The organism is Sphaerochaeta sp. (assembly GCA_022482495.1).
Classification (GTDB): domain Bacteria; phylum Spirochaetota; class Spirochaetia; order Sphaerochaetales; family Sphaerochaetaceae; genus RUG023.
The window spans coordinates 1-18,445 of the sequence record JAKVPA010000001.1 but is presented as its reverse complement, the minus strand read 5'-3'; the positions used below and the strand labels follow the sequence as shown (position 1 = coordinate 18,445).

Annotated in this window: 21 protein-coding genes and 1 tRNA gene; 5 read left to right on the top strand and 17 right to left on the bottom strand. The window is 54.7% G+C overall.

All coding sequences use genetic code 11. The features are described from left to right. Genes LKE28_00110 through ileS form a run of 3 tightly spaced genes read right to left on the bottom strand, consistent with a single transcriptional unit; the run spans position 1 to position 4,203 of the window. Positions 1-231: a zinc ribbon domain-containing protein gene (locus LKE28_00110; GenBank protein MCH3906687.1), complete on the bottom strand. Its 231-nt coding sequence runs from the start codon at positions 229-231 to the stop codon at positions 1-3. Positions 232-241: 10 nt separating this feature from the next. Beyond that, entirely contained in the window at positions 242-1,081 is an 840-nt protein-coding gene (locus tag LKE28_00105) for a hypothetical protein (GenBank protein MCH3906686.1), read from the bottom strand. Continuing rightward, complete coding sequence (ileS, locus tag LKE28_00100) at positions 1,078-4,203, bottom strand: isoleucine--tRNA ligase (GenBank protein ID MCH3906685.1); 3,126 nt, start codon at positions 4,201-4,203, stop codon at positions 1,078-1,080. The genes LKE28_00105 and ileS overlap by 4 nt, the downstream gene beginning before the upstream one ends. Positions 4,204-4,340: 137 nt before the next feature. Here ileS and LKE28_00095 point away from each other — a divergent pair, with 137 nt between their 5' ends. Next, the gene (locus LKE28_00095) at positions 4,341-5,744 is read left to right on the top strand and encodes an HDIG domain-containing protein (protein ID MCH3906684.1); all 1,404 of its coding nucleotides are present in this window, start codon (positions 4,341-4,343) and stop codon (positions 5,742-5,744) included. Here LKE28_00095 and rnc read toward each other — a convergent pair. The 13 genes from rnc to LKE28_00030 all read right to left on the bottom strand — a co-directional run bounded on the left by rnc (position 5,702) and on the right by LKE28_00030 (position 14,852). Then, positions 5,702-6,397 carry a ribonuclease III gene (gene rnc, locus LKE28_00090; GenBank protein MCH3906683.1) on the bottom strand — a complete coding sequence of 232 codons (696 nt, stop codon included), beginning with the start codon at positions 6,395-6,397 and terminating at the stop codon, positions 5,702-5,704. The genes LKE28_00095 and rnc overlap by 43 nt on opposite strands. Before the next feature lie 58 nt (positions 6,398-6,455). Beyond that, positions 6,456-6,698, bottom strand: a complete 243-nt coding sequence (acpP, locus tag LKE28_00085; GenBank protein ID MCH3906682.1) for an acyl carrier protein — start codon at positions 6,696-6,698, stop codon at positions 6,456-6,458. A 23-nt stretch (positions 6,699-6,721) separates the two neighbouring features. Then, positions 6,722-6,907, bottom strand: coding sequence for a 50S ribosomal protein L32 (gene rpmF, locus LKE28_00080; protein MCH3906681.1), 186 nt, complete (start codon positions 6,905-6,907; stop codon positions 6,722-6,724). Positions 6,908-6,973: 66 nt separating this feature from the next. Next, positions 6,974-7,216, bottom strand: a complete 243-nt coding sequence (acpP, locus tag LKE28_00075) for an acyl carrier protein (protein ID MCH3906680.1) — start codon at positions 7,214-7,216, stop codon at positions 6,974-6,976. Next, a complete protein-coding gene (gene coaD / locus LKE28_00070) occupies positions 7,209-7,709 on the bottom strand; it encodes a pantetheine-phosphate adenylyltransferase (GenBank protein MCH3906679.1) in 501 nt (166 codons plus the stop codon). The genes acpP (LKE28_00075) and coaD overlap by 8 nt, the downstream gene beginning before the upstream one ends. Then, positions 7,706-8,155 (bottom strand): hypothetical protein, encoded by a 450-nt coding sequence (locus LKE28_00065; GenBank protein ID MCH3906678.1) that lies wholly within the window; start codon positions 8,153-8,155, stop codon positions 7,706-7,708. The genes coaD and LKE28_00065 overlap by 4 nt, the downstream gene beginning before the upstream one ends. A 69-nt stretch (positions 8,156-8,224) precedes the next feature. Then, on the bottom strand, positions 8,225-8,587 hold the full coding sequence (rplS, locus tag LKE28_00060) for a 50S ribosomal protein L19 (GenBank protein ID MCH3906677.1): 363 nt from the start codon (positions 8,585-8,587) through the stop codon (positions 8,225-8,227). Positions 8,588-8,699: 112 nt separating this feature from the next. After that, on the bottom strand, positions 8,700-9,470 hold the full coding sequence (trmD, locus tag LKE28_00055; GenBank protein ID MCH3906676.1) for a tRNA (guanosine(37)-N1)-methyltransferase TrmD: 771 nt from the start codon (positions 9,468-9,470) through the stop codon (positions 8,700-8,702). Next, positions 9,467-9,979 carry a ribosome maturation factor RimM gene (gene rimM, locus LKE28_00050; protein MCH3906675.1) on the bottom strand — a complete coding sequence of 171 codons (513 nt, stop codon included), beginning with the start codon at positions 9,977-9,979 and terminating at the stop codon, positions 9,467-9,469. Before rimM ends, trmD begins: the two co-directional genes overlap by 4 nt. Continuing rightward, complete coding sequence (locus LKE28_00045) at positions 9,979-10,212, bottom strand: KH domain-containing protein (GenBank protein MCH3906674.1); 234 nt, start codon at positions 10,210-10,212, stop codon at positions 9,979-9,981. Before LKE28_00045 ends, rimM begins: the two co-directional genes overlap by 1 nt. A gap of 17 nt (positions 10,213-10,229) precedes the next feature. Continuing rightward, entirely contained in the window at positions 10,230-10,499 is a 270-nt protein-coding gene (rpsP, locus tag LKE28_00040) for a 30S ribosomal protein S16 (protein MCH3906673.1), read from the bottom strand. 13 nt (positions 10,500-10,512) lie between these two features. Then, a complete protein-coding gene (ffh, locus tag LKE28_00035; GenBank protein ID MCH3906672.1) occupies positions 10,513-11,868 on the bottom strand; it encodes a signal recognition particle protein in 1,356 nt (451 codons plus the stop codon). A gap of 59 nt (positions 11,869-11,927) precedes the next feature. Further along, positions 11,928-14,852, bottom strand: a complete 2,925-nt coding sequence (locus LKE28_00030) for an AAA family ATPase (GenBank protein MCH3906671.1) — start codon at positions 14,850-14,852, stop codon at positions 11,928-11,930. Positions 14,853-14,899: 47 nt separating this feature from the next. Here LKE28_00030 and LKE28_00025 point away from each other — a divergent pair, with 47 nt between their 5' ends. Then, on the top strand, positions 14,900-15,526 hold the full coding sequence (locus LKE28_00025; protein MCH3906670.1) for a ribonuclease HII: 627 nt from the start codon (positions 14,900-14,902) through the stop codon (positions 15,524-15,526). On the opposite strand, the gene LKE28_00020 is transcribed toward LKE28_00025, so the two are convergent. After that, positions 15,518-15,877, bottom strand: a complete 360-nt coding sequence (locus LKE28_00020; GenBank protein ID MCH3906669.1) for a DUF3276 family protein — start codon at positions 15,875-15,877, stop codon at positions 15,518-15,520. The two genes, LKE28_00025 and LKE28_00020, sit on opposite strands and share 9 nt — an antisense overlap. Before the next feature lie 123 nt (positions 15,878-16,000). Between LKE28_00020 and LKE28_00015 the strand changes: the two genes are divergently transcribed. The 3 genes from LKE28_00015 to LKE28_00005 form a co-directional block, all read left to right on the top strand. Further along, a tRNA-Gly gene (locus LKE28_00015) sits at positions 16,001-16,071 on the top strand. 329 nt (positions 16,072-16,400) lie between these two features. Continuing rightward, on the top strand, positions 16,401-17,951 hold the full coding sequence (gene istA, locus LKE28_00010) for an IS21 family transposase (protein ID MCH3906668.1): 1,551 nt from the start codon (positions 16,401-16,403) through the stop codon (positions 17,949-17,951). Further along, positions 17,948-18,445, top strand: a 498-nt coding sequence (locus tag LKE28_00005) for an ATP-binding protein (GenBank protein ID MCH3906667.1), incomplete at its 3' end; no start/stop codon positions are given. The genes istA and LKE28_00005, both read left to right, overlap by 4 nt.

Genomic DNA, 18,445 nt, shown 5'->3' with positions numbered 1-18,445 from the left:
TCAATTCCCTTTTTGGGCGGCGCACTGCTGACAGGCGCCCTGCCCTTTGTTGTGATCGGTGCAGTAGAATCCACTGCCTTTGAAGATCACCGAAGACGGGGTGAAGACACGGCGCACCGTGTGCTCGGCACCGCATTTCGGACAGGTCTCCGGAGCGTCATGATGCATCAGCGATTGTTCCAGTGTGAACGTCTCATGACAAGCGTCGCACTCATATTCGTAATACGGCATGGTTTCTCTCCTATACCAAAGACCCCAGTTCTTCCAGCATGCCGGAGAACTGGGAATCCAGGATCTTCATATCACTCATAGTAAGCAAATTCCCCTCAAGGGTAAACATGTTCCGGACGTTCTCCAGGGAAAACTTCTCCCCATCCCTGCGAAGTTTCGCCACATAGGCGCTCCGGAGCAGTTTGGACAACGTCGCAGCCTTCTGCTCGTCAACCGCCGTGATGGCGATCGTCGCCACATGGTCATCATCAATGGTCACCATCAGTTTCTCGATGGCCGGATACACCGTCTGGGGGATTTCCAGTCCAAGATCAAAGAACGTCGTCGGGTGGACGGCATACAGCGCGATGGACGCCTGGGAAAGACGTCCCGCCGTCACGTCATCCATCGTCACCGGTTCAGCGAACAGCTGTTTCTTCTCATCCCAATTTCCGTTGGTATACATCACCACCCGGGACGAAAGGGAACCGATGTTCACCTCCCCTTTGGCATAATGATCCTTCTCTTTGGAAAAGGAAGGATCGGAACGCATGGCCACGGAAAGCAGGAACGAGGGGAAATCCCCTTCGATCACCGCGGTTACCTCACCGGAAGAAAGCGTGAGCGGCCCTTCCCCTTCTGGGGTGATGGCCGCGCTGATCCGCGTGCTCCGCTTTGCAAGCTCTTCGCTTCCCAACAGGCGGAGGGCGAGATCCGGCTCACGCTTCGTATCGATGGTGACCAGGACATCTCCCGTGCGGGCGATGTTCTGCATCGGTCCGACCAACCCGCCACCCACCCTGCGGGTGGTGGCGCAGCCGGAGAGGATGATGCAGGCGATCGCGCTGTACAGGAGAAGGTTCCGTCTCATGCCTTGCTCAACTGGAATTTCACCTGGTTCTCACCGCATTCGATGGCACTGCAGGTCAGGTTGGCTTTCTCCACGTTCTGGCAGAGGGTCTCACCCTTGATGTAGTCCCCAAAATCGGCGAACACCTTGTCCACCAGCGGAGTACCATCATACTTCATGTTGATGCGGTCCGCCACGTCAAACCCATTTTCCTTGCGGAGGTTCTGCACGGCGTGGATGATCTCCCGCGCCACACCTTCCTCCATCAAGGACTCGGTCAGCTTGGTGTCGAATCCGACGGTCACCGTTCCTTCATTGAGCACCTTCACCCCTTCGGCTTCGGAGCGCTGCACGATGATCTCGTCCTTGGTCAGATCCAACGAACCGCCTTCATAGTCGATGTGAAGCGCCTTGCCATCCAGGATTTCTCCGATCGCCTCACTGGACAGCCCCTCGATCCTTCCCGCCACTTCCTTCATATGTTTGCCTAGCAACTTGCCCAGCACCTTGAAGTTCGCCTTGGCGCCATAGGAGACCAGGCCGGTCTCATCGCCCTGCAGTTTCACCTGCTTGACGTTCAGCTCCTCGGCGATGATGTCCTCCATGCCCTTGAGGATATTCCGTTCGTCTTCCTTGCGGTCGACCAGATACATGGTTGCCAGCGGCTGGCGGATCTTCAGGTTGTGGGAGGCGCGCAACGTGCGGCCCAGCGCAATCGCTTTCTGGGTCAACGCCATCTCTTCCTCCAACAGCGGATCACGCTGGGCGGCGTCATACAACGGATAACTGCACAGATGAATCGATTCCGGCATGTCATCCGTCTTCAGGTTCTGGTAGATTTCCTCAGTGACGAACGGGATGATCGGGCAGGTCACCTTGCAGAAGGTCATCAGCACACGGTACAGCGTGTCGTACGCCTGCTTCTTGTCCTGGTCGTTGTCACTCTTCCAGAACCGTCTGCGGCTGCGCCGGATGTACCAGTTGTTCAGGTTGTCGATGAACGGGATGAACTGGGAGCAGACCGCCTGGATGTCGTAGGCGTCAAACGCCTTGGTGCAGGCATCAGTGAGCTCCTCACTCATGCTGATGATCCACCGGTCAAGCGGATTCTTCAGATCCTCGAACTTCGTCTCACCGGGCTGGTAGCCATCGATGTTGGCATAGGTGACGAAGAACGTGTAGGCGTTCCACAGGGGGATCAACAGCGTCTTCAGGACCTCCTCCACCCCTTTGTCACTGTAGTTCACCTCGTCAGCGTGCACCACGGCGGAGTTCATCAGATCGAAGCGCAACGCGTCGGCGCCATAGGTGTTGATCACCTTCACCGGGTCGCTGAAGTTGTGCAGGCTCTTGGACATCTTCTTGCCGTCGGCGGCAAGCACCAGGCCGCTGACCACACAGTTGCGGAACGCCGGGGAATCGAACAGGCCCGCGGCGATGACGGTCAACGAATAGAACCAACCACGGGTCTGGTCCAATCCTTCGTTGATGAAATCAGCCGGGAAGTGCTTCTCGAAGTATTCCTTGTTCTCAAACGGATAGTGCAGCTGGGCGTACGGCATCGAGCCGGACTCGAACCAGCAGTCCAGGACATCCGGAATGCGCCGCATCGTCGAACCGTCCGGAGCCTTCCAGGTCAGTTCGTCCACATACTGCTTGTGCAGGTCAGGCACCTTCTTTCCACACTTGGCTTCCAGATCGGCGATCGAGCCGATCACTTCCAGATACTTGCCGCTGTCGCTTTTCCAGATGGGGATCGGGTTGCCCCAGAACCGGTTGCGGCTGATGGCCCAGTCACGAGCGCCTTCCAGCCACTTGCCGAACCGTCCTTCCTTGATGTGCGCCGGAATCCAGTTGATCTGCTCGTTGCACTCCAGCATGCTCTTCTTGATCTTCTGCACATTGACGAACCAGCAGCTCATCGCGCGGTAGATCAACGGCGTGTGGGTACGATAGCAGAACGGATAGGCGTGCAGGTAGTTCTCCCGCTTGACCAGCTTGCCTTCGTTGCGCAGCCGGTTGATGATGTCCTTGTCGCAGTCCTTGACGAAGCGGCCTTTGTAATCGGGTACCTCATCGGTGAACTTGCACTCCATGTCCACCGGGCAGACGACCGGGATTCCGGTGTCTTTCAGCACGTTGTAGTCATCCTCGCCGAAACCGCTTGCCGTATGGACGATGCCGCAGCCATCCGTCGTTGTGACGTAATCGCCCAGCACGCAGGTAAACGCGCCCTGCTTCTTCAAGTCCTTGAAGTATGGGAACAACGGCTCATAGGTCATACCCTTGTAGTACGACCCTTTGTGCTCCTCGACGACCCGATACTGCTCCGGCTTGGTGTAGTAGGCGCCGAGCCGCGCTTTGCCCAGAATGTAGTGGTTGTGGTCGGAGGCGTCCTCCACCTCGACGTAGTCGATATCCGGTCCGAAACAGAGGGCCAGGTTGCTGGGAAGCGTCCACGGCGTGGTTGTCCATGCCAGGAAGTAGGTGTTCTTCTTGCCATCCACGGCGAAGCGCACCGTCACCGCCTGGTCCACCACATCCTGGTATCCACCCAAGGCCACCTCGAAGTTGGAAAGCGGACAGGCAAGTCCCGGGGAATACGGAAGGATGTTGTATCCTTCGTAGATGTACCCTTTCTCGTACAGCGTCTTGAACACCCACCAGATGGATTCCATGTAGGTGGGATCCATCGTGCGGTACCCATGATCAAAATCGACCCAGCGGCCCATACGGGTCACCGTCTTCTTCCATTCCTCCGTATAGCGGAGCACGATGGAACGGCATTGGTCGTTGAATTTGGCCACGCCATATTGCATCACCTGGGTGTACCCGCCGATGCCCAGGGTCTTTTCCATCTCGTACTCGACGGGAACGCCATGGCAGTCCCACCCCCAGCCACGCTGGACCCGCTTGCCTTTCATCGTCTGGTACCGAGGAATGGCGTCCTTGATCGTTCCCGGGACGAAGTGTCCGAAATGGGGAAGACCAGTTGCGAACGGAGGACCGTCGTAGAAGACGAACTCGTTGTCAATAGGACGCTGCTCGATGGATTTATGGAAGATTTCGTGCTCTTTCCAGAACGCGAGCGTCCCCTCCTCCATCGCTGGGAAATCAACCTTGGTAGTTACCGGATGAAACATATAAACTCCTTGCAAACCAACTGTTTGCGCATCAACGAAAAGATACAGACCTCACGGGTGAGATACTTCCCAATATACAATAAACGGCCTTTCTTGCATAGGGGACAAACGGCGCCCAATCTGCTAGGATAGCGGGTATGAAATCGTTTCCGTTACCTGAAGAAGTCAAGGAATTCGGAAAGGTGTTCCAGGAACACGGACACCATCTGTACGTCGTCGGAGGTTCGATCCGCGACGCGCTTCTTGGCGTGCCAAACCATGATTATGATTTCACCACCGACGCAATACCCCAGGAGGTGCAGCGCCTGTTCCGCCGGGTGATCCCCACCGGAATCGAACATGGCACGGTCACCGTGTTGTTCCATGGCCAGAAGTACGAGGTGACCACGTTCCGGACGGAAGGCGCCTACCTGGATATGCGCCACCCCTCCTCCGTCACGTTCGTCCCGGATCTTGCCGAAGACCTCTCCCGCAGGGACTTCACCATCAACGCGTTTGCCGCGGACTGCATCAGCGGCCAGATCATCGACCTGTACCATGGCAGGGAAGACCTGAAGGACGGGGTGATCAGGGCCATCGGGGAACCGCGCAAACGGTTCCAGGAAGACGCCTTGAGAATCCTTCGCGCCCTTCGCTTCGCGGCGAAACTTGATTTCACCATTGAGCCGGAAACCTTCAAGGCGATGGGGGAACTGAAGGAAAACCTCTCCCACGTCTCAGAGGAACGGATCCATGACGAATTGACCAAGATGCTATGCAGCCCTCACCCCGCCAAAGGGCTTGCCCTGGCCGACCAGAGCGGTGTCCTGGATGTCCTGCTTCCTGACCTGGCAAATGGGCGGGGCATCCAGCAGAACGGACAGCACCACGACACCGTGCTTGCACATTGCATCCATACCTGCCAGATCGCCGCGGACCATGGCTACAGCCAGTATGTCCGGGAAGCGGCGCTGCTGCACGACATCGGCAAATGCAGGACGGTGGAATACCATCCGGACGGCAATACCTATCACCGTCATGATCTGGTCGGCGCCGAGATCACCCGTACCATTCTGAGAAACCTCAAAGCATCCAACGAAGAGGTGGATACCGTCTCCCACCTGGTTTCCCAGCACATGTTCACCTACACTCCCGAGTGGAGTGACGCTGCCGTCCGGCGCTTCATCGTCCGGGTGGGCAAAGACCACCTTGACGACCTGTTCCGTCTCCGTATCTGTGACGTCATCGCCACGATGACCGACCAGGGGGAAGCGGAAAACCAGACGATCCAGCTTGCCGCCTACCGTTCCATCCAGAGCCTGGAACAACGAATCCAATCCATTCTGGAACAAGGGGACGCACTCTCACTGAAAGACCTGAAGATCAACGGCAACGACGTGATGGCCCTTGGTGTTCCCAAAGGGCCTGGTGTCAAAGAGATGCTGGAATATCTGCTTTCCTGTGTGATGGAAGATCCCGCCCAGAACGAGCGGGATCGGCTCATCGCTCTGGCGTCAGCTCACTTGGAAGCTTCGAACGAAGCGACATCCAAGCCATCGTAAGCCAGTTTCGCCGCGTTCTGCTCCGCCTGTTTCTTCGTCGAACCCTGGGCCGGACCGAATACCTGTCCGTGGACGTTGACCGTCACAAAAAAGGTGAAATCGTGCTCCGGACCTTTCTTGTCCACCAACGTGTACACCGGCGTCTTCTTGTAGCGATGCTGGCAGTACTCCTGCAGGCTGGTCTTGAAATCGTGGTGGTAGTTGTTGCGCACCACGTCCTCAATCTGGGGCACCATGCAGGAGAGGATGAAATCCCTGGTGGGGATGAAACCCTGGTCCAGATAGCAGGCGGCGAACAGCGCCTCGACACAATCGGCGAGCAACGCCTTCTTCTCCCTTCCTCCGGAGCGCTCTTCCCCCTTGCCCATCAAAAGGTAGGTGCCAAGATGCAGTTTCTTCGCGACGACATCCAGACTGTCCTCACTGACGGCGATGCTCTTGATCTTCGAGAAATCGCCCTCGTGTTTCTTCGGCATGTTACGGAAAAGCCAATCGGCCACCACCATGCCAAGGATGCTGTCGCCAAGAAACTCCAGCCGTTCGTTGTTGCCGATCTCATCCGTCGTCTCATTTGCGTAGGACCGATGGGTGAAGGCAAGGTTCAACAGGCTGAGATCCTCAATGGGAATCCCTGATTCCTTCTTAAAATTCAAAAGCTCCCATTTTCTCGTATCGGAGACAACGGGAGCTTGCGCGTCAAAATCTGACATGTTACGCGATTTGGGTTTCGAGATAATCGACGGCATCCTTCACCGTCTCAAACTCATTGGCCTTCTCGTCAGGAATCGTCACGCCGAAGTCCTGCTCGATCGCATAGACCAATTCATAGGTATCAAGACTGTCCGCCTCAAAATCCTTGCGGAAATTGGATTCCATCGTTACTTTGGACGGATCCAGATCAAACTTCTCGGCAATCAAAGCCTGTACCTTCTTGAACAGTTCGTCTTTTGTCATCGTAGTCATGCACCAAACTCCTCTTATTTCTCGCTCTGCTCGATCACCTGCACACCACGATAGAACCCGCACTTCGGGCATACGCGATGAGGAAGGATCAGGTTCCCGCAGGTGCTGCATTTGGTCAGCGTCGGGCTGGCAAGTTTCATGTTGGCCGCCTTGCGGCTGGCTGCTTTGGATTTCGACGTCTTATATTTGGGTGTTGCCATGATATGTACCTCTCTTGAATTAGGAAACTACACTAGAATAACGGTTTTGGCACGGTGAGTCAACAACTATGCCAACTGCCGGGAAATCTCACGAACGGCGTCATGCACCGTGTGGATGTCCATCAATGTTTCATCGGGAACTTCGACGCCGATGGCGTCCTCGATCGCCCAGATCATCTCGAAGGCCGTCAGGCTGTCCGCCCCGAGATCCTTGATGAACGACGCGTCCATCGTGATCTTATCGGCAGGAATCGACAGCTTCTCGGCGATGATCGGGCGGATCTTGTCCAAAATCTCTTCTTCACTCATTTCCAATCACCTTTATCCGCTTCTTCAGCTGTTGCGCCACTACTTTGGGCACCAGTTTGGAGACATCCGCGCCGAAGCTGGCCATCTCCTTGATGCCGGAGGAACGCAGAAGAAAGTATTTGGGGCTGGTCGGCATGAACAACACTTCCAGATCCGGGTTGATCTGCTTGTTGGTCATGGCCAGCTCAAACTCATATCCGAAATCGACCAAGGCACGCACTCCACGGATCATCACACCGATCTGATGGCTTCGGGCGAACTCCACCACCAGGCCGCGGTACGTCTCCACCTGGACGTTCGGGTATCCTGCAAGAATCTCTTCCAGCATCGCTTTCCGCTCTTCCGCAGTGAACAGGTATTTCTTCTCAATGTTGTCCGCCACGACGACGTACAGCTTGTCATACAACGCGGCGCTCCGCTCGATAATGTCAATGTGTCCGTACGTTGGGGGATCAAACGATCCGGGAAGCATGGCGATATGGTTGTCACTCATCCGATTTTTGATGCCTCCACATACTTTTTCATTGCGTCGAACGCTTCACGCTTCTCGTATTCGAACTTCTTGACGATGGTGAATTTTCCGTCGGTACCCTTCTCCACGACGGCGAAGTTACCGCTGCCCACGTAGCTGATCATCTGGTTTTCTTTCGGCTTTTCCTGCTCGGTCAACTGCGTGATGACACAGTCGAAGTGGCAGTACGATCCATCCGGAGCAGTGATCGCCTCTGCGATGTTCTCCACCTGTTTGCCGCAAAGAGGACAGACAGGAAGCGGTTCCTTGATCATTCGGGGTTCAGGGATGGGAAGATTACTGTGGCGTACCGGATGTTTCTTGGGCAGGAGCAACTCCCGCGCGCTGGGCGTGCGGTGGTTTTCCTTGTGGGAATCAGGCTTCCCCTTTTTCCCTCGTTTTCCCTTTCCGCTCCGATTCGCTTCCATCCCTTCCTCCTTCCGATACAAAACAATCCCCATTGGACCAAGGCCCACGGGGATTGTTGATATCGAACATCAGGCCTCTTTCTTGACGAACAGTTCCTTGATCTTGGCGCTCTTGCCGACCTTGCCGCGCACGTAGTACAGCTTGGCTCTTCTGACACGGCCATGGCGCACAATCTCGACCTTCTCGATACGCGGGGAATGCATCGGGAAGATACGTTCCACACCGACACCATAGGAGTTCTTCCGTACGGTGAACGATTTGCGCAGTCCGCTGTTCTTCTTGCAGATGACCAGGCCTTCGAACACCTGGACACGCTCCGTGGCACCTTCAATGATCTTGAAATAAACCTTCACCGTATCACCTACGCTGAAGTTCTCGGCATTTTCCTTGATCTGTTCCGATTCGATCGCCTTGATGACGTCTTTCGGCACGGCGGCTTTCTTCGGTGCCGCGGCTTTCGCCGCTACCGGTTCCTGCTTCTCTTCCGCCTTCGGCGCTTCCGCTTTCACGTCCTCAGCTTTCACTTCCTGAGGATTGACTTGTTCAGTCTTCACTTCTTCCTTCACTTCGTCCATCTTCGTTTGTCCCTTTCGCACTATATCCAAACAAATCATTCAACGTGGATCTGGAGTCTACATCAAGTGCCGCCGTCTCAAGTAATTCCGGCCGATTTTTTTTCGTTTTCTCCAGTCGTTGCATCACACGCCACTGGCAAATGTTGGCGTGATGACCGCTCAATAATACCGCAGGAACCTCTTTTGCACAATAGGTTTCCGGTCGTGTGTACTGGGGGTATTCCAACAGTCCTCCACAGAAGCTTTCCTCCTGGAGAGACTCGGGAGCGATCACCCCATCCACCAGCCGGTAGATGGCGTCGATCAACACCAAGGTTGCGACTTCCCCGCTGGAAATCACATAGTCCCCGATGGAAATCTCGTCATCGACCCACGTGTCGATGATCCGTTGGTCAATTCCTTCGTAATGCCCGCAAATGAACAGGAGATCCTGTTCCTTGCTCAGATCCTTGGCGTACGCCTGGGTGAACTTCTTCCCGCTTGGCGTGGCGAAGACCACCCGTTTGTGATGGGCGTCCAAGTCCCCAAGCGCCCGATCCAACGGGCCGCACTTCACCACCATCCCGGCTCCACCGCCGAACGGAACATCGTCACAGCTTTTGTGGCGATCTTCCGCCCAATCACGGAAGTTGACCACCCGGTAGGTGATCAAACCCGCTTCCACGGCGCGCTTCATGATGGAATTGGTGAAGAACGGCTCCACCATCTCGGGAAACAATGTCACTACGGTGATGTTCATCCCAGAATCCAATCGACGCGAAGCTGGATGGTTTTCGCCTGGATGTCCGTCGGTCCGACGAACACCGGCAGGTACGGGACCAGATGACGTTTGCCATCCTTCCCCTCGGCTTCCAGCAACAGAGCCTGCGGTCCGTCCACCGTCGCGACCACGGTGGCCAGTGTTTCCCCTTGATACACCAGGTTGCAACCGATCAGATCGGCGACATACACTTCGCCTTTCTTCAACGGATACGCCTGATCTCTGGGAACCAGCAGGATGGCACGGGACAGCTCACGCGCCTTCTCCGGGGTTTCATACCCGCGGAACTGGCACAAAAGCTGTCCTCCCACCACCCTGAACGCGATGATCTCAACCTGCCGGACCGATCCACCAGACAACTGCACCGTGACCACCTTCAATTGCTTCAGGTAGTCATGACGCTCATTGTTCGGATAGACCTTCAGCTCTCCATTGATCCCAAACGGGGCACCAATGGTGGCTGTGGCAAGCAGATCCCCAGTTTCCATCAGTCAAGAATCTCGAGCACGGCGCGTTTGCCGCCCTTGGTCGCGGAAGCGGACAGGATTGTCCTGATCGCCTTCGCGATGCGGCCTTGCTTGCCGATCACCTTGCCGACATCCTCATCGGCGACTTTCAGCTCGAGGATGGTGGATTTCTCCCCCTCCACGACGTTGACATTCACCTGGTCCGGATGATCGACGAGACTCTTTACAATAAATTCAACAAGATCTTTTTCCACGACGAGCTCCTGAAAACTCAGTCCTGGGCCGGTTTTCTGCTGATCTGGATGCCGCTCTTGTTGAGGATCGTCTTCACCGTCGCGGAAGGCTGGGCGCCTTTGAGCAACCACGCCTTGGCCTTTTCGGCGTCAAGGACGATCTGCTTGTCTTCCTCAGCCCTCGGATGATAATGGCCGATCACGTCCAACGTGCTGCTGTTGGTCGGTGAATGGCTGTCCATCACGACGATGCGGTATTCCGCTTTCTTTTGGGTTCCCATCCGTGTCAATCTCATGCTTGTACTCATGTTTGTACTCCTCCTACCTCTCTTGTGGATTATTCATCATACCCATCTGTTTCAGCATGGCAGCTTGGTATTTCTTATTTTTCGCGAACTTATGCATGGTAAGCCGCGTTTTCTCGAATTGTTTCAGCAGACGGTTCACATCGGAAACGGTCGTCCCGCTTCCTTTTGCGATCCGCTTGCGGCGGTCCGGGCCGATGACTCGGAAATTCTCCCGTTCCATGCGGGTCATCGACCGGATGATCGCCTTCTGCTGGGCGAACTGGCGGGTGTCAATGTCATCCGCCGAAATCTGCCCTTTGGCACCAGGAATCATATCGATGATCTGCTCCATCGTCCCCATCTTGTTCATCGAGTCAAGCTGGTCAAGGTAATCCTGCAGGTCGAAGGTGTTCTTCGCCATCTTCGCCTGAAGCTTCATCGCCTCTTCCTGACTGACCGTCTCCTGCGCCTTCTCCACCAGGGAGACGACATCTCCCATGCCGAGGATCCGGCTGGCCATACGCTCCGGATAGAACGGCTGGATATCCTCCAGCTTCTCACCGGAACCGATGAATTTGATCGGCTTTCCCACCACGGCGCGAAGCGACATCGCCGCGCCGCCCCGGGTGTCGCTGTCGAACTTGGTCAACACGACGCCGGAGATGCCGATCTTCGCCTCGAATTCCTTGGCGATGTTCACCGCATCCTGACCGGTCATCGCGTCAGCGACGAACAATGTCTCATCCGGCTTGACGGCATCCTTGATGCGGGCCAATTCTTCCATCAACGCCTCATCCAGGTACATCCGTCCGCTGGTGTCGACGATCAGGACATCGTACTGTTCTTTCTTTGCCTTTCGCAGTGCCGCCGAAGCGACGGCGGCGGGATCTTTCGCCCCCTGCTCCACATAGACCGGGACTTCCGCCTTTTCGCCAAGCACCTGCAATTGCAGCATGGCAGCCGGACGGACCAAGTCACAGGCTGCGAGCAACACGCGCCGCCCCTGTTTTCTCAGGCGATAGCCGAGTTTGGCAGCCGTGGTGGTTTTTCCGGACCCCTGGAGCCCCATCATCAGAATGACGGTGGTGGTATCCGGTCCTTTCAAAAGCAGGTCCTGTCCCTGGGGATCGGAAAGCAGTGCGACCATCTTGTCGTAGACGATCTTGACGAACTGCTGGCCAGGATTGACCGCCTTAAGGACTTTCTCCCCTTTCGCTTCCTCAAGGGTGCCATTGATGAACCGGCGTACCACGTGAAGGTTGACATCGGCGTCAAGCAACGCCACTTTGATCTCTTCTACCGCGTCCTCGACGTTCTTCTCCGTGATCTTTGATTTCCCCGCCATGGAGCGGAGAATGCCGGAAAATGTTTCACTAATGGCTTCGAACATACCTCTTCCTATCCTGTTGACTTATACCGTAGACCGTATTGTGGTGTCAAGGTTACGCATTATTTCCGCACTCCATCATCGGTGAAATCGACCTTGTTGGAGTTGTCGTCCAGAATCACCGGCTTTCCCGCTTCCTTCGCCAGACGGTAGCTGACCGTGGTGGACACTCCTGCCTCGATCTGGGTGACGCCCAGCATGGAGGACGAGCCCAGGACGGTGTGCTTGTTGTGGGTGATGATGATGAACTGGCTGGTCTGGGCGAAGCCCTGCAGCACGGTGAGGAAGTTGCCGATGTTCCGGTCATCCAACGCCGCGTCGATCTCATCCAGAATGCAGAACGGGGAAGGCTTGACGATGTAGGTGGCGAACAACAGCGCCACGGCGGTCATCGACCGCTCCCCACCGGAGAGCAGGGACAACGACACCAGTTTTTTCCCAGGAGGCTGGGCGAAGATGTCAATGCCGCTTTCCAGGATATCATCCGCTTCCTTCAGTTTCTGCTCCGCTTCGGAGAGAGGCTTCTCTTCTTCCTGCTCCTCTCCTTCCTTTCCTGGCTTTTGCTCCGGCGGCACCAGTTTCAGTTCCGCTCGTCCACCACCGAACAGACGGCGGAACATATCCTGGAAATTGGCGGATATCTGTTTGTACGTCTCATTGAACAAGTCGGCGCTTCGTGTCTTGATGTCCTGCACGACCCCGACGAGATCCGCTTTCGCCTTGTTCAGGTCGGCAAGCTGGGAGGAGAGGAAGTCATACTGGCTCTTCACTTCGTTGAACTCATCCTCGGCCATCTGGTTGATGTTCCCCAGTCCCTCCAGTTCTTTTTTCACCGAGGTGAGCCGGTTCTGTAACACGGCATATTCCTCGATCGTCTGCCCCAACCGGTTCTCGTATTCCTTCAGACTCTTCCCATACGTTGTGAAGAAGGAGGTGTAGACACCGTTCAGTGCGTCATCCGTCCCGGCGATCCGGCCTTTCAGATCAGACTGTTTCTGGAAAACATCCTGCAGGGCGTGGGCTGACTCAGACTGTGCTTCCTGCATATCCCGGATCGATTTCTGCACCTTTTCCACGGCGGACACTTCCTCTTCCAGCCGGACGTTCAGATCCTCCATCTCTTCCTTGGCAGTCTTGTACGCTTCTTCCACCGACCGGATGCTGTCCTGCGTGTCATAAATGCTGTTCTCGGCGTTCTTGCTGGCGTTGATCAGGTCATCGTAGTAGTACTGCTCCTCCATGATGGTCTTGCCCATCTGGTTGATCATCTCGGTGAGGGTGTTTTTTTGTCCCTGCAAGGCGATCTTGGAGTAGTTCTGCTGGTTGATGGCTTCCTGGAACGAAACGACGGACTGGGAAAGACGCTGTTGCTCTTGCTGCAACTGGCTCATCTTGTCCCTGCCGTCTCCGATCTGGCGACGCATCTGCTCGATGTTGCCATCCAACTGGTGCTTTTTGGTGATGATCCCTTCCGGGGCCACCAGATCATCCAGGAACGTCGGTTCATGGGAGACATACTGGTCAAACAACGAAGAGGCATCCTGCAACGCGGCAAGCAGATTCTTCTGGAACGTCTGCTCCTGGGAGGCGAGCGTCTGGAACGAAAGGTCGGCTCCACCCAGGCGGGAAAGGAACGCAGAGCGTTCATCCACCGATTTTTTGATGGCGGCAAGTTTCTGGACGAACGCATCCCGCGCCTTGATCTTCTCGTCCGTCCGGTATCCCGATTCCTTCAGCTTGGCGTCCAATTGCACCACGATGACATCGGTCAGCTCTCCTACTTCCCGTTGCAACGCCTCAAGCTGTTCGTTGAGCTTCAGTCCGTTTCGCTCTTCCTCTGTAATCTTGCTTTCGATATCAGCGATGGTCTGTTTGGTTTTATCCAGCGCCTCGATGTTTTTGCGGATATCCTCGTCGATGGTGGACAGCTTGTCCTCCACATCCTGGAGGGCGTCTTTCTTGTCGTCCAGGACTTCCGTGTCCCGGTCAATCTTTTCCTTGTATTCATCGGCTTTCTGCAGGCTTTGGTCCTTCTGCCGGCAGAATTCCCGAAAGCGTTGGGTGAGCAGGTCAAGTTTCTCGTCCCTGCCCTTCTGCGCCTCTTCGATACCTTTCATCTGGATCTGGATGGCTACCCGTTTTCCCGCATGGGATTTCATTTCATCCTGCAGTGCGTTCATCGTTTCAGCATCCTGTTTGGTCTTGTCCTGCATCTGTTGGAACTGGAGCTGCAGTTTGTTCAATTCCTCATGGTACGAATCCTTCAGCTTCAGATAGGACTGCACCGTTCCCAGGCTGATGTCCACTTCCAGGCTGAACTGTTCCGCCTTCAGAGCCCGTGCCTTGATGGCTTTCTCCGCCTGGGTCTTGCGGGTTTCATAGGTCCGTTTGGTGTCCTTCAGGATCGACTCGACCTGGGCGATGTTCTCGTTGGCCTTCTCCAGTTTTCGTTCCGCCTCGATGCTTTCCGCCTTGAATCTTGAAATACCGGCGGCTTCCTCGAAGATCGACCGGCGTTCTTCCGGGGATTTGGTCAGGATCTGGTCGATCTTTCCTTGTTCCAGAATGGAATACGCGCTTTTTCCGACTCCCGTGTCAAAGAACAAAGCCCGGATGTCGGAGAGTTTGCACTGCTGGCGGTTGATGAAATACTCGTTGGAATTCCCGTCACGGAAAATCCTCCGCTTGATCTCGATCTCCGTCGCGTCGTTGGGAAGCTCATGGTTTTCGTTGTTGATGGTAAGCGCCACTTCTGCGAACGGAAGCGGCTTGCGTTTGTCCGTTCCGTTGAAGATCACATCCTCCATGCGTCCGGCACGGAGGGTTTTGGTGGACTGCTCCCCCAACACCCATTTGATGGCGTCAACGATGTTGCTCTTGCCGCACCCGTTGGGCCCAAGCAAACTGGTGATCCCATCGGTGAAGTCAAGATGCGTTTTGTCGGCAAACGATTTGAATCCTTGGAGATCAAGACACTTGAGAAACATTCCACCATCCTTGACGCACGATAGCGCAAGTATATACCGTTTCTTTTATGGGACGCAAGAATCAGCAGGAAGAACTCTTCCCCCTCCAAAGCAACGATCCGCTTCATACCTGCGGCATCGATGAGGCGGGCCGGGGACCGCTTGCCGGTCCGGTGTGCGCCGCCGCGGTGATCCTCCCTCCCCACTTTCCCATCCAAATCCTGAACGATTCCAAGAAACTTACCCACCTCCAACGGCAAAAGGCGGAAACCGTCATCAAGGAACAGGCCCTCTGGGCCATCGGATGGGCCAGCAACGAGGAGATCGACCGGATCAACATCCTGCAGGCGACATTTCTCGCCATGGAGAGGGCGTACCAAAAACTCGCAACGCAGGCAGAGGTCACCTTGGCCCTGGTGGACGGGAACCGGAAACCTCCGCTTCCCTGCCCGGTGATCACCATTGTCAAAGGAGACGCCAAGGAGCCGGCAATCATGGCCGCCTCCATTCTGGCCAAGGAAGCCCGTGACCGATTTATGGACGATGCCGACAAAAAATGGCCCCAGTACGGATTTGCCATCCACAAAGGATATCCGACGGCGCTCCATAAAAAAAACCTGCGGGAATTCGGGTTCTGCCCGATCCACCGCAGGTCCTTTCATCTGCATCACCAGAGCGATACGAATCTATTCTGATTGCTTGTCTTCTGTCGGAGGTTCATCCGCTCGGCGCACCGCCTTGACGACAAGCCTGGGTTTTGGCGAACCGTCTTTGTCCAACGGTCTTCGTTCCAACGGATACGGACCGGTTGCCGTATCATGCATTTTGATGTAATCAATGCTTTTCTGCAGTTCCTTGACGAACTCGCCCAGATCTTCCTGGTAGACGATGACGGATTGCCGGATGAAACGCCCCTCGTCAGGGGTTCCCTTGCTCTCCACGATATTCAGGAACATATCACCATAGATGTTCTCCTTCACATTGAAGAAGTACGTCCTGTCATTTTTCACCAGTTTCGAGGAAAACACTTCACCACGTAGTCCCATACACATCCTTCCTTGCAGCAACACTCTACTTGGGAATAAACCCCGTAGTCAACCGGAAGACAGCAAAACGCCCCTTGACGGGAGCCCGGTTTTTCTTTATAAGTATGAGTGCAAATACATCAAGCGCCTTTCGTATAATGGTATTACCTAAGCCTTCCAAGCTTAAGAAGCGGGTTCGACTCCCGTAGGGCGCTCTTCAGGCACTTCCCCAGGGGAGTGCCTTTTTGGTAGCACACGCAAAGTCACCCTTTTTAGTCCATCTATTAACATCAATCAAGAATTACCTTACTCTAAAACAGATGTGCACTGAATTACCCCACATTGAGAGTTCGACATCAATCAAGAATTACCTTACTCTAAAACCTTGGCTGAAGATTACGGGCTCCCCGATAGCACCTGTCCGGACTTTGGGAAGCATGGTTCCGGGTAATTGGGAAGCATTATTCCGGTCATAAGGGAAGCAATCCTTATAATGATTTTAAGCATCAATCCAGATGCAAATTCATTATAAGGAGGGTCACTTATGACCAAGTATCGCGAAATCCTGAGGCTATCAGCCTTAGGGCTAACACTGCGTGAAATTGCAGCCAGTCTGCAGGTCTCGCAACACACCATCATTGATGTCCGGCGCCGGGCTAAAGAGTTATCTCTCAGCTGGCCGTTGGACGAAAGTTACACCGACGCTGAGCTTCAACGGGTGATGTTCCCAAAGGCTCTATCGTCGACAAGCACGAAACGGATGCCGGATTATGACTACATCCGGAAGGAACTGCTCCGCAACGGCGTCAACAAAAAGCTCCTTTGGACGGAATACCTTGAGGACTGCAAGACTGCCGGCGATGATCCGCTCATGTATTCCCAGTTCTGTTATCACATCCAGCAGAACGAGCAGAAGCGGAACGCCACAATGCACCTTCCCAGAAAGCCCGGCGAACAGATCGAGGTTGATTGGGCCGGAGATCCTGCCGAGATTATCGATCCGTACACTGGCGAAATCACAAAGGCGTGGATCTTTGTCGGCGTAATGACCTACAGTCAGTACGCCTTCGTAGAAGCTTTCATCAACGAGAAGGAACGCGCCTGGATCACAGCACATGTCCACATGTATGAGTTTTTCGGTGGTGTAACGCCGATTCTGGTTCCGGATAATGCTCCAACAGCGACGAACCGGAAGCAGAGCGACAAGTATGAGCCGGTATTAATCCAGTCCTATCAGGAACTGGCACAGCATTACAACACAGCTATTATCCCGGCGCGGGTCCGTACTCCAAAGGATAAACCGAATGCAGAAAGCAACGTCGGCCATGTGTCCACATGGATCACAGCAGCTTTACGCAATGAGCAGTTCTTCTCTCTGACAGAACTGAATCAGGAAATTCGCAGGAAACTCAAGAAATACAACGAGGCGAACTTTGAAAAGAAAGAGGGCAGCCGGCTGAGCCTGTTTCTTGAGGAAGAAAAGCCATTGCTGGCGGCGTTACCTGCTACCCGTTTTGAATTAGCTGAACATCGCACTGCCACTGTGCAGTTCAACTATCACGTCGCAGTAGATAAGATGTACTACTCTGTGCCTTACCAGTATATCAAAGATAAGGTCGATGTGCGGATAACAGATACAACTATTGAAGTTTTCAAGGACCACCGGCGGATCGCTTCCCACAAGCGTCTTTACGGACGTTCCGGGCAGTATTCCACCGTCCTCGAACATATGCCTCCGGATCACCAGAAATATCTGGAATGGAACGGCGACCGTTTCCGCAGATGGGCGGAAACAATCGGAATCAATACATACAAGGTCGTAGACGGCCTTCTTACCTCCGGCAGGGTGGAACAACAGTCTTACAGAGCCTGCATGGGTCTTTTGAAGCTCGCGGAGAAAAAGAGTCCGCAGAGGCTGGAAGCTGCCTGTGCAAAGGCGCTACAGTACTCAAATTCACCCAGCTATAAGAGCATCAAGAACATCCTGGCTACTGACAAAAGCATTTCTGAGCCAACAGCTGAGGAACCGGCGGATGATTCTGCACAGTATGGCATCACACGCGGCGCCAGACATTATGGAGGTAACAGATCATGACCAACCAGAGTACGATTGACAAGCTTATTGAGATGCATATGACACCTATGGCCGATGCATTCCGCGTCCAGAAGGATGACCCATCCATGAAGGAGGTCCCCTTTGAGGACCGTTTCGGAATGCTCGTCGATACTGAATACACTGCACGCAAGAACAACCGGCTGAAGAGGCTGATTCGGAATGCCGAGTTTGAGCAGCCTGATGCTTCTATTGCCGATATCGATTATGGGCACAACCGCAAGCTGAACAGAACGCTCATTGAGCGGCTGGCGACCTGTGAGTACATCACAGAGTACCGGAACATCTTTATCACCGGCGCGACCGGCAGTGGAAAGACCTACATGGCTTGTGCCTTCGGAATGGAAGCCTGCAAACACTATTACACTGTGAAGTACGTCAGAATGCCGGATCTGCTCATCGACCTCAAATCGGCCAAAGACGCAGGCAGATTCACTGATGTACTGAAGAAGTACATCAACCCGACACTGCTGATC

Coding starts and splice junctions, on each gene's coding strand:
- LKE28_00020 (MCH3906669.1), bottom strand. CDS start 15,877: ATGGGACTACGTGGTGAAGTGTTTTCCTCGAAACTGGTGAAAAATGAC.
- LKE28_00030 (MCH3906671.1), bottom strand. CDS start 14,852: ATGTTTCTCAAGTGTCTTGATCTCCAAGGATTCAAATCGTTTGCCGAC.
- coaD (MCH3906679.1), bottom strand. CDS start 7,709: ATGAGTGACAACCATATCGCCATGCTTCCCGGATCGTTTGATCCCCCA.
- ileS (MCH3906685.1), bottom strand. CDS start 4,203: ATGTTTCATCCGGTAACTACCAAGGTTGATTTCCCAGCGATGGAGGAG.
- LKE28_00105 (MCH3906686.1), bottom strand. CDS start 1,081: ATGAGACGGAACCTTCTCCTGTACAGCGCGATCGCCTGCATCATCCTC.
- LKE28_00110 (MCH3906687.1), bottom strand. CDS start 231: ATGCCGTATTACGAATATGAGTGCGACGCTTGTCATGAGACGTTCACA.
- rpmF (MCH3906681.1), bottom strand. CDS start 6,907: ATGGCAACACCCAAATATAAGACGTCGAAATCCAAAGCAGCCAGCCGC.
- ffh (MCH3906672.1), bottom strand. CDS start 11,868: ATGTTCGAAGCCATTAGTGAAACATTTTCCGGCATTCTCCGCTCCATG.
- LKE28_00065 (MCH3906678.1), bottom strand. CDS start 8,155: ATGGAAGCGAATCGGAGCGGAAAGGGAAAACGAGGGAAAAAGGGGAAG.
- acpP (MCH3906682.1), bottom strand. CDS start 6,698: ATGACAAAAGACGAACTGTTCAAGAAGGTACAGGCTTTGATTGCCGAG.
- rpsP (MCH3906673.1), bottom strand. CDS start 10,499: ATGAGTACAAGCATGAGATTGACACGGATGGGAACCCAAAAGAAAGCG.
- LKE28_00025 (MCH3906670.1), top strand. CDS start 14,900: ATGGGACGCAAGAATCAGCAGGAAGAACTCTTCCCCCTCCAAAGCAAC.
- LKE28_00095 (MCH3906684.1), top strand. CDS start 4,341: ATGAAATCGTTTCCGTTACCTGAAGAAGTCAAGGAATTCGGAAAGGTG.
- rimM (MCH3906675.1), bottom strand. CDS start 9,979: ATGGAAACTGGGGATCTGCTTGCCACAGCCACCATTGGTGCCCCGTTT.
- trmD (MCH3906676.1), bottom strand. CDS start 9,470: ATGAACATCACCGTAGTGACATTGTTTCCCGAGATGGTGGAGCCGTTC.
- istA (MCH3906668.1), top strand. CDS start 16,401: ATGACCAAGTATCGCGAAATCCTGAGGCTATCAGCCTTAGGGCTAACA.
- acpP (MCH3906680.1), bottom strand. CDS start 7,216: ATGAGTGAAGAAGAGATTTTGGACAAGATCCGCCCGATCATCGCCGAG.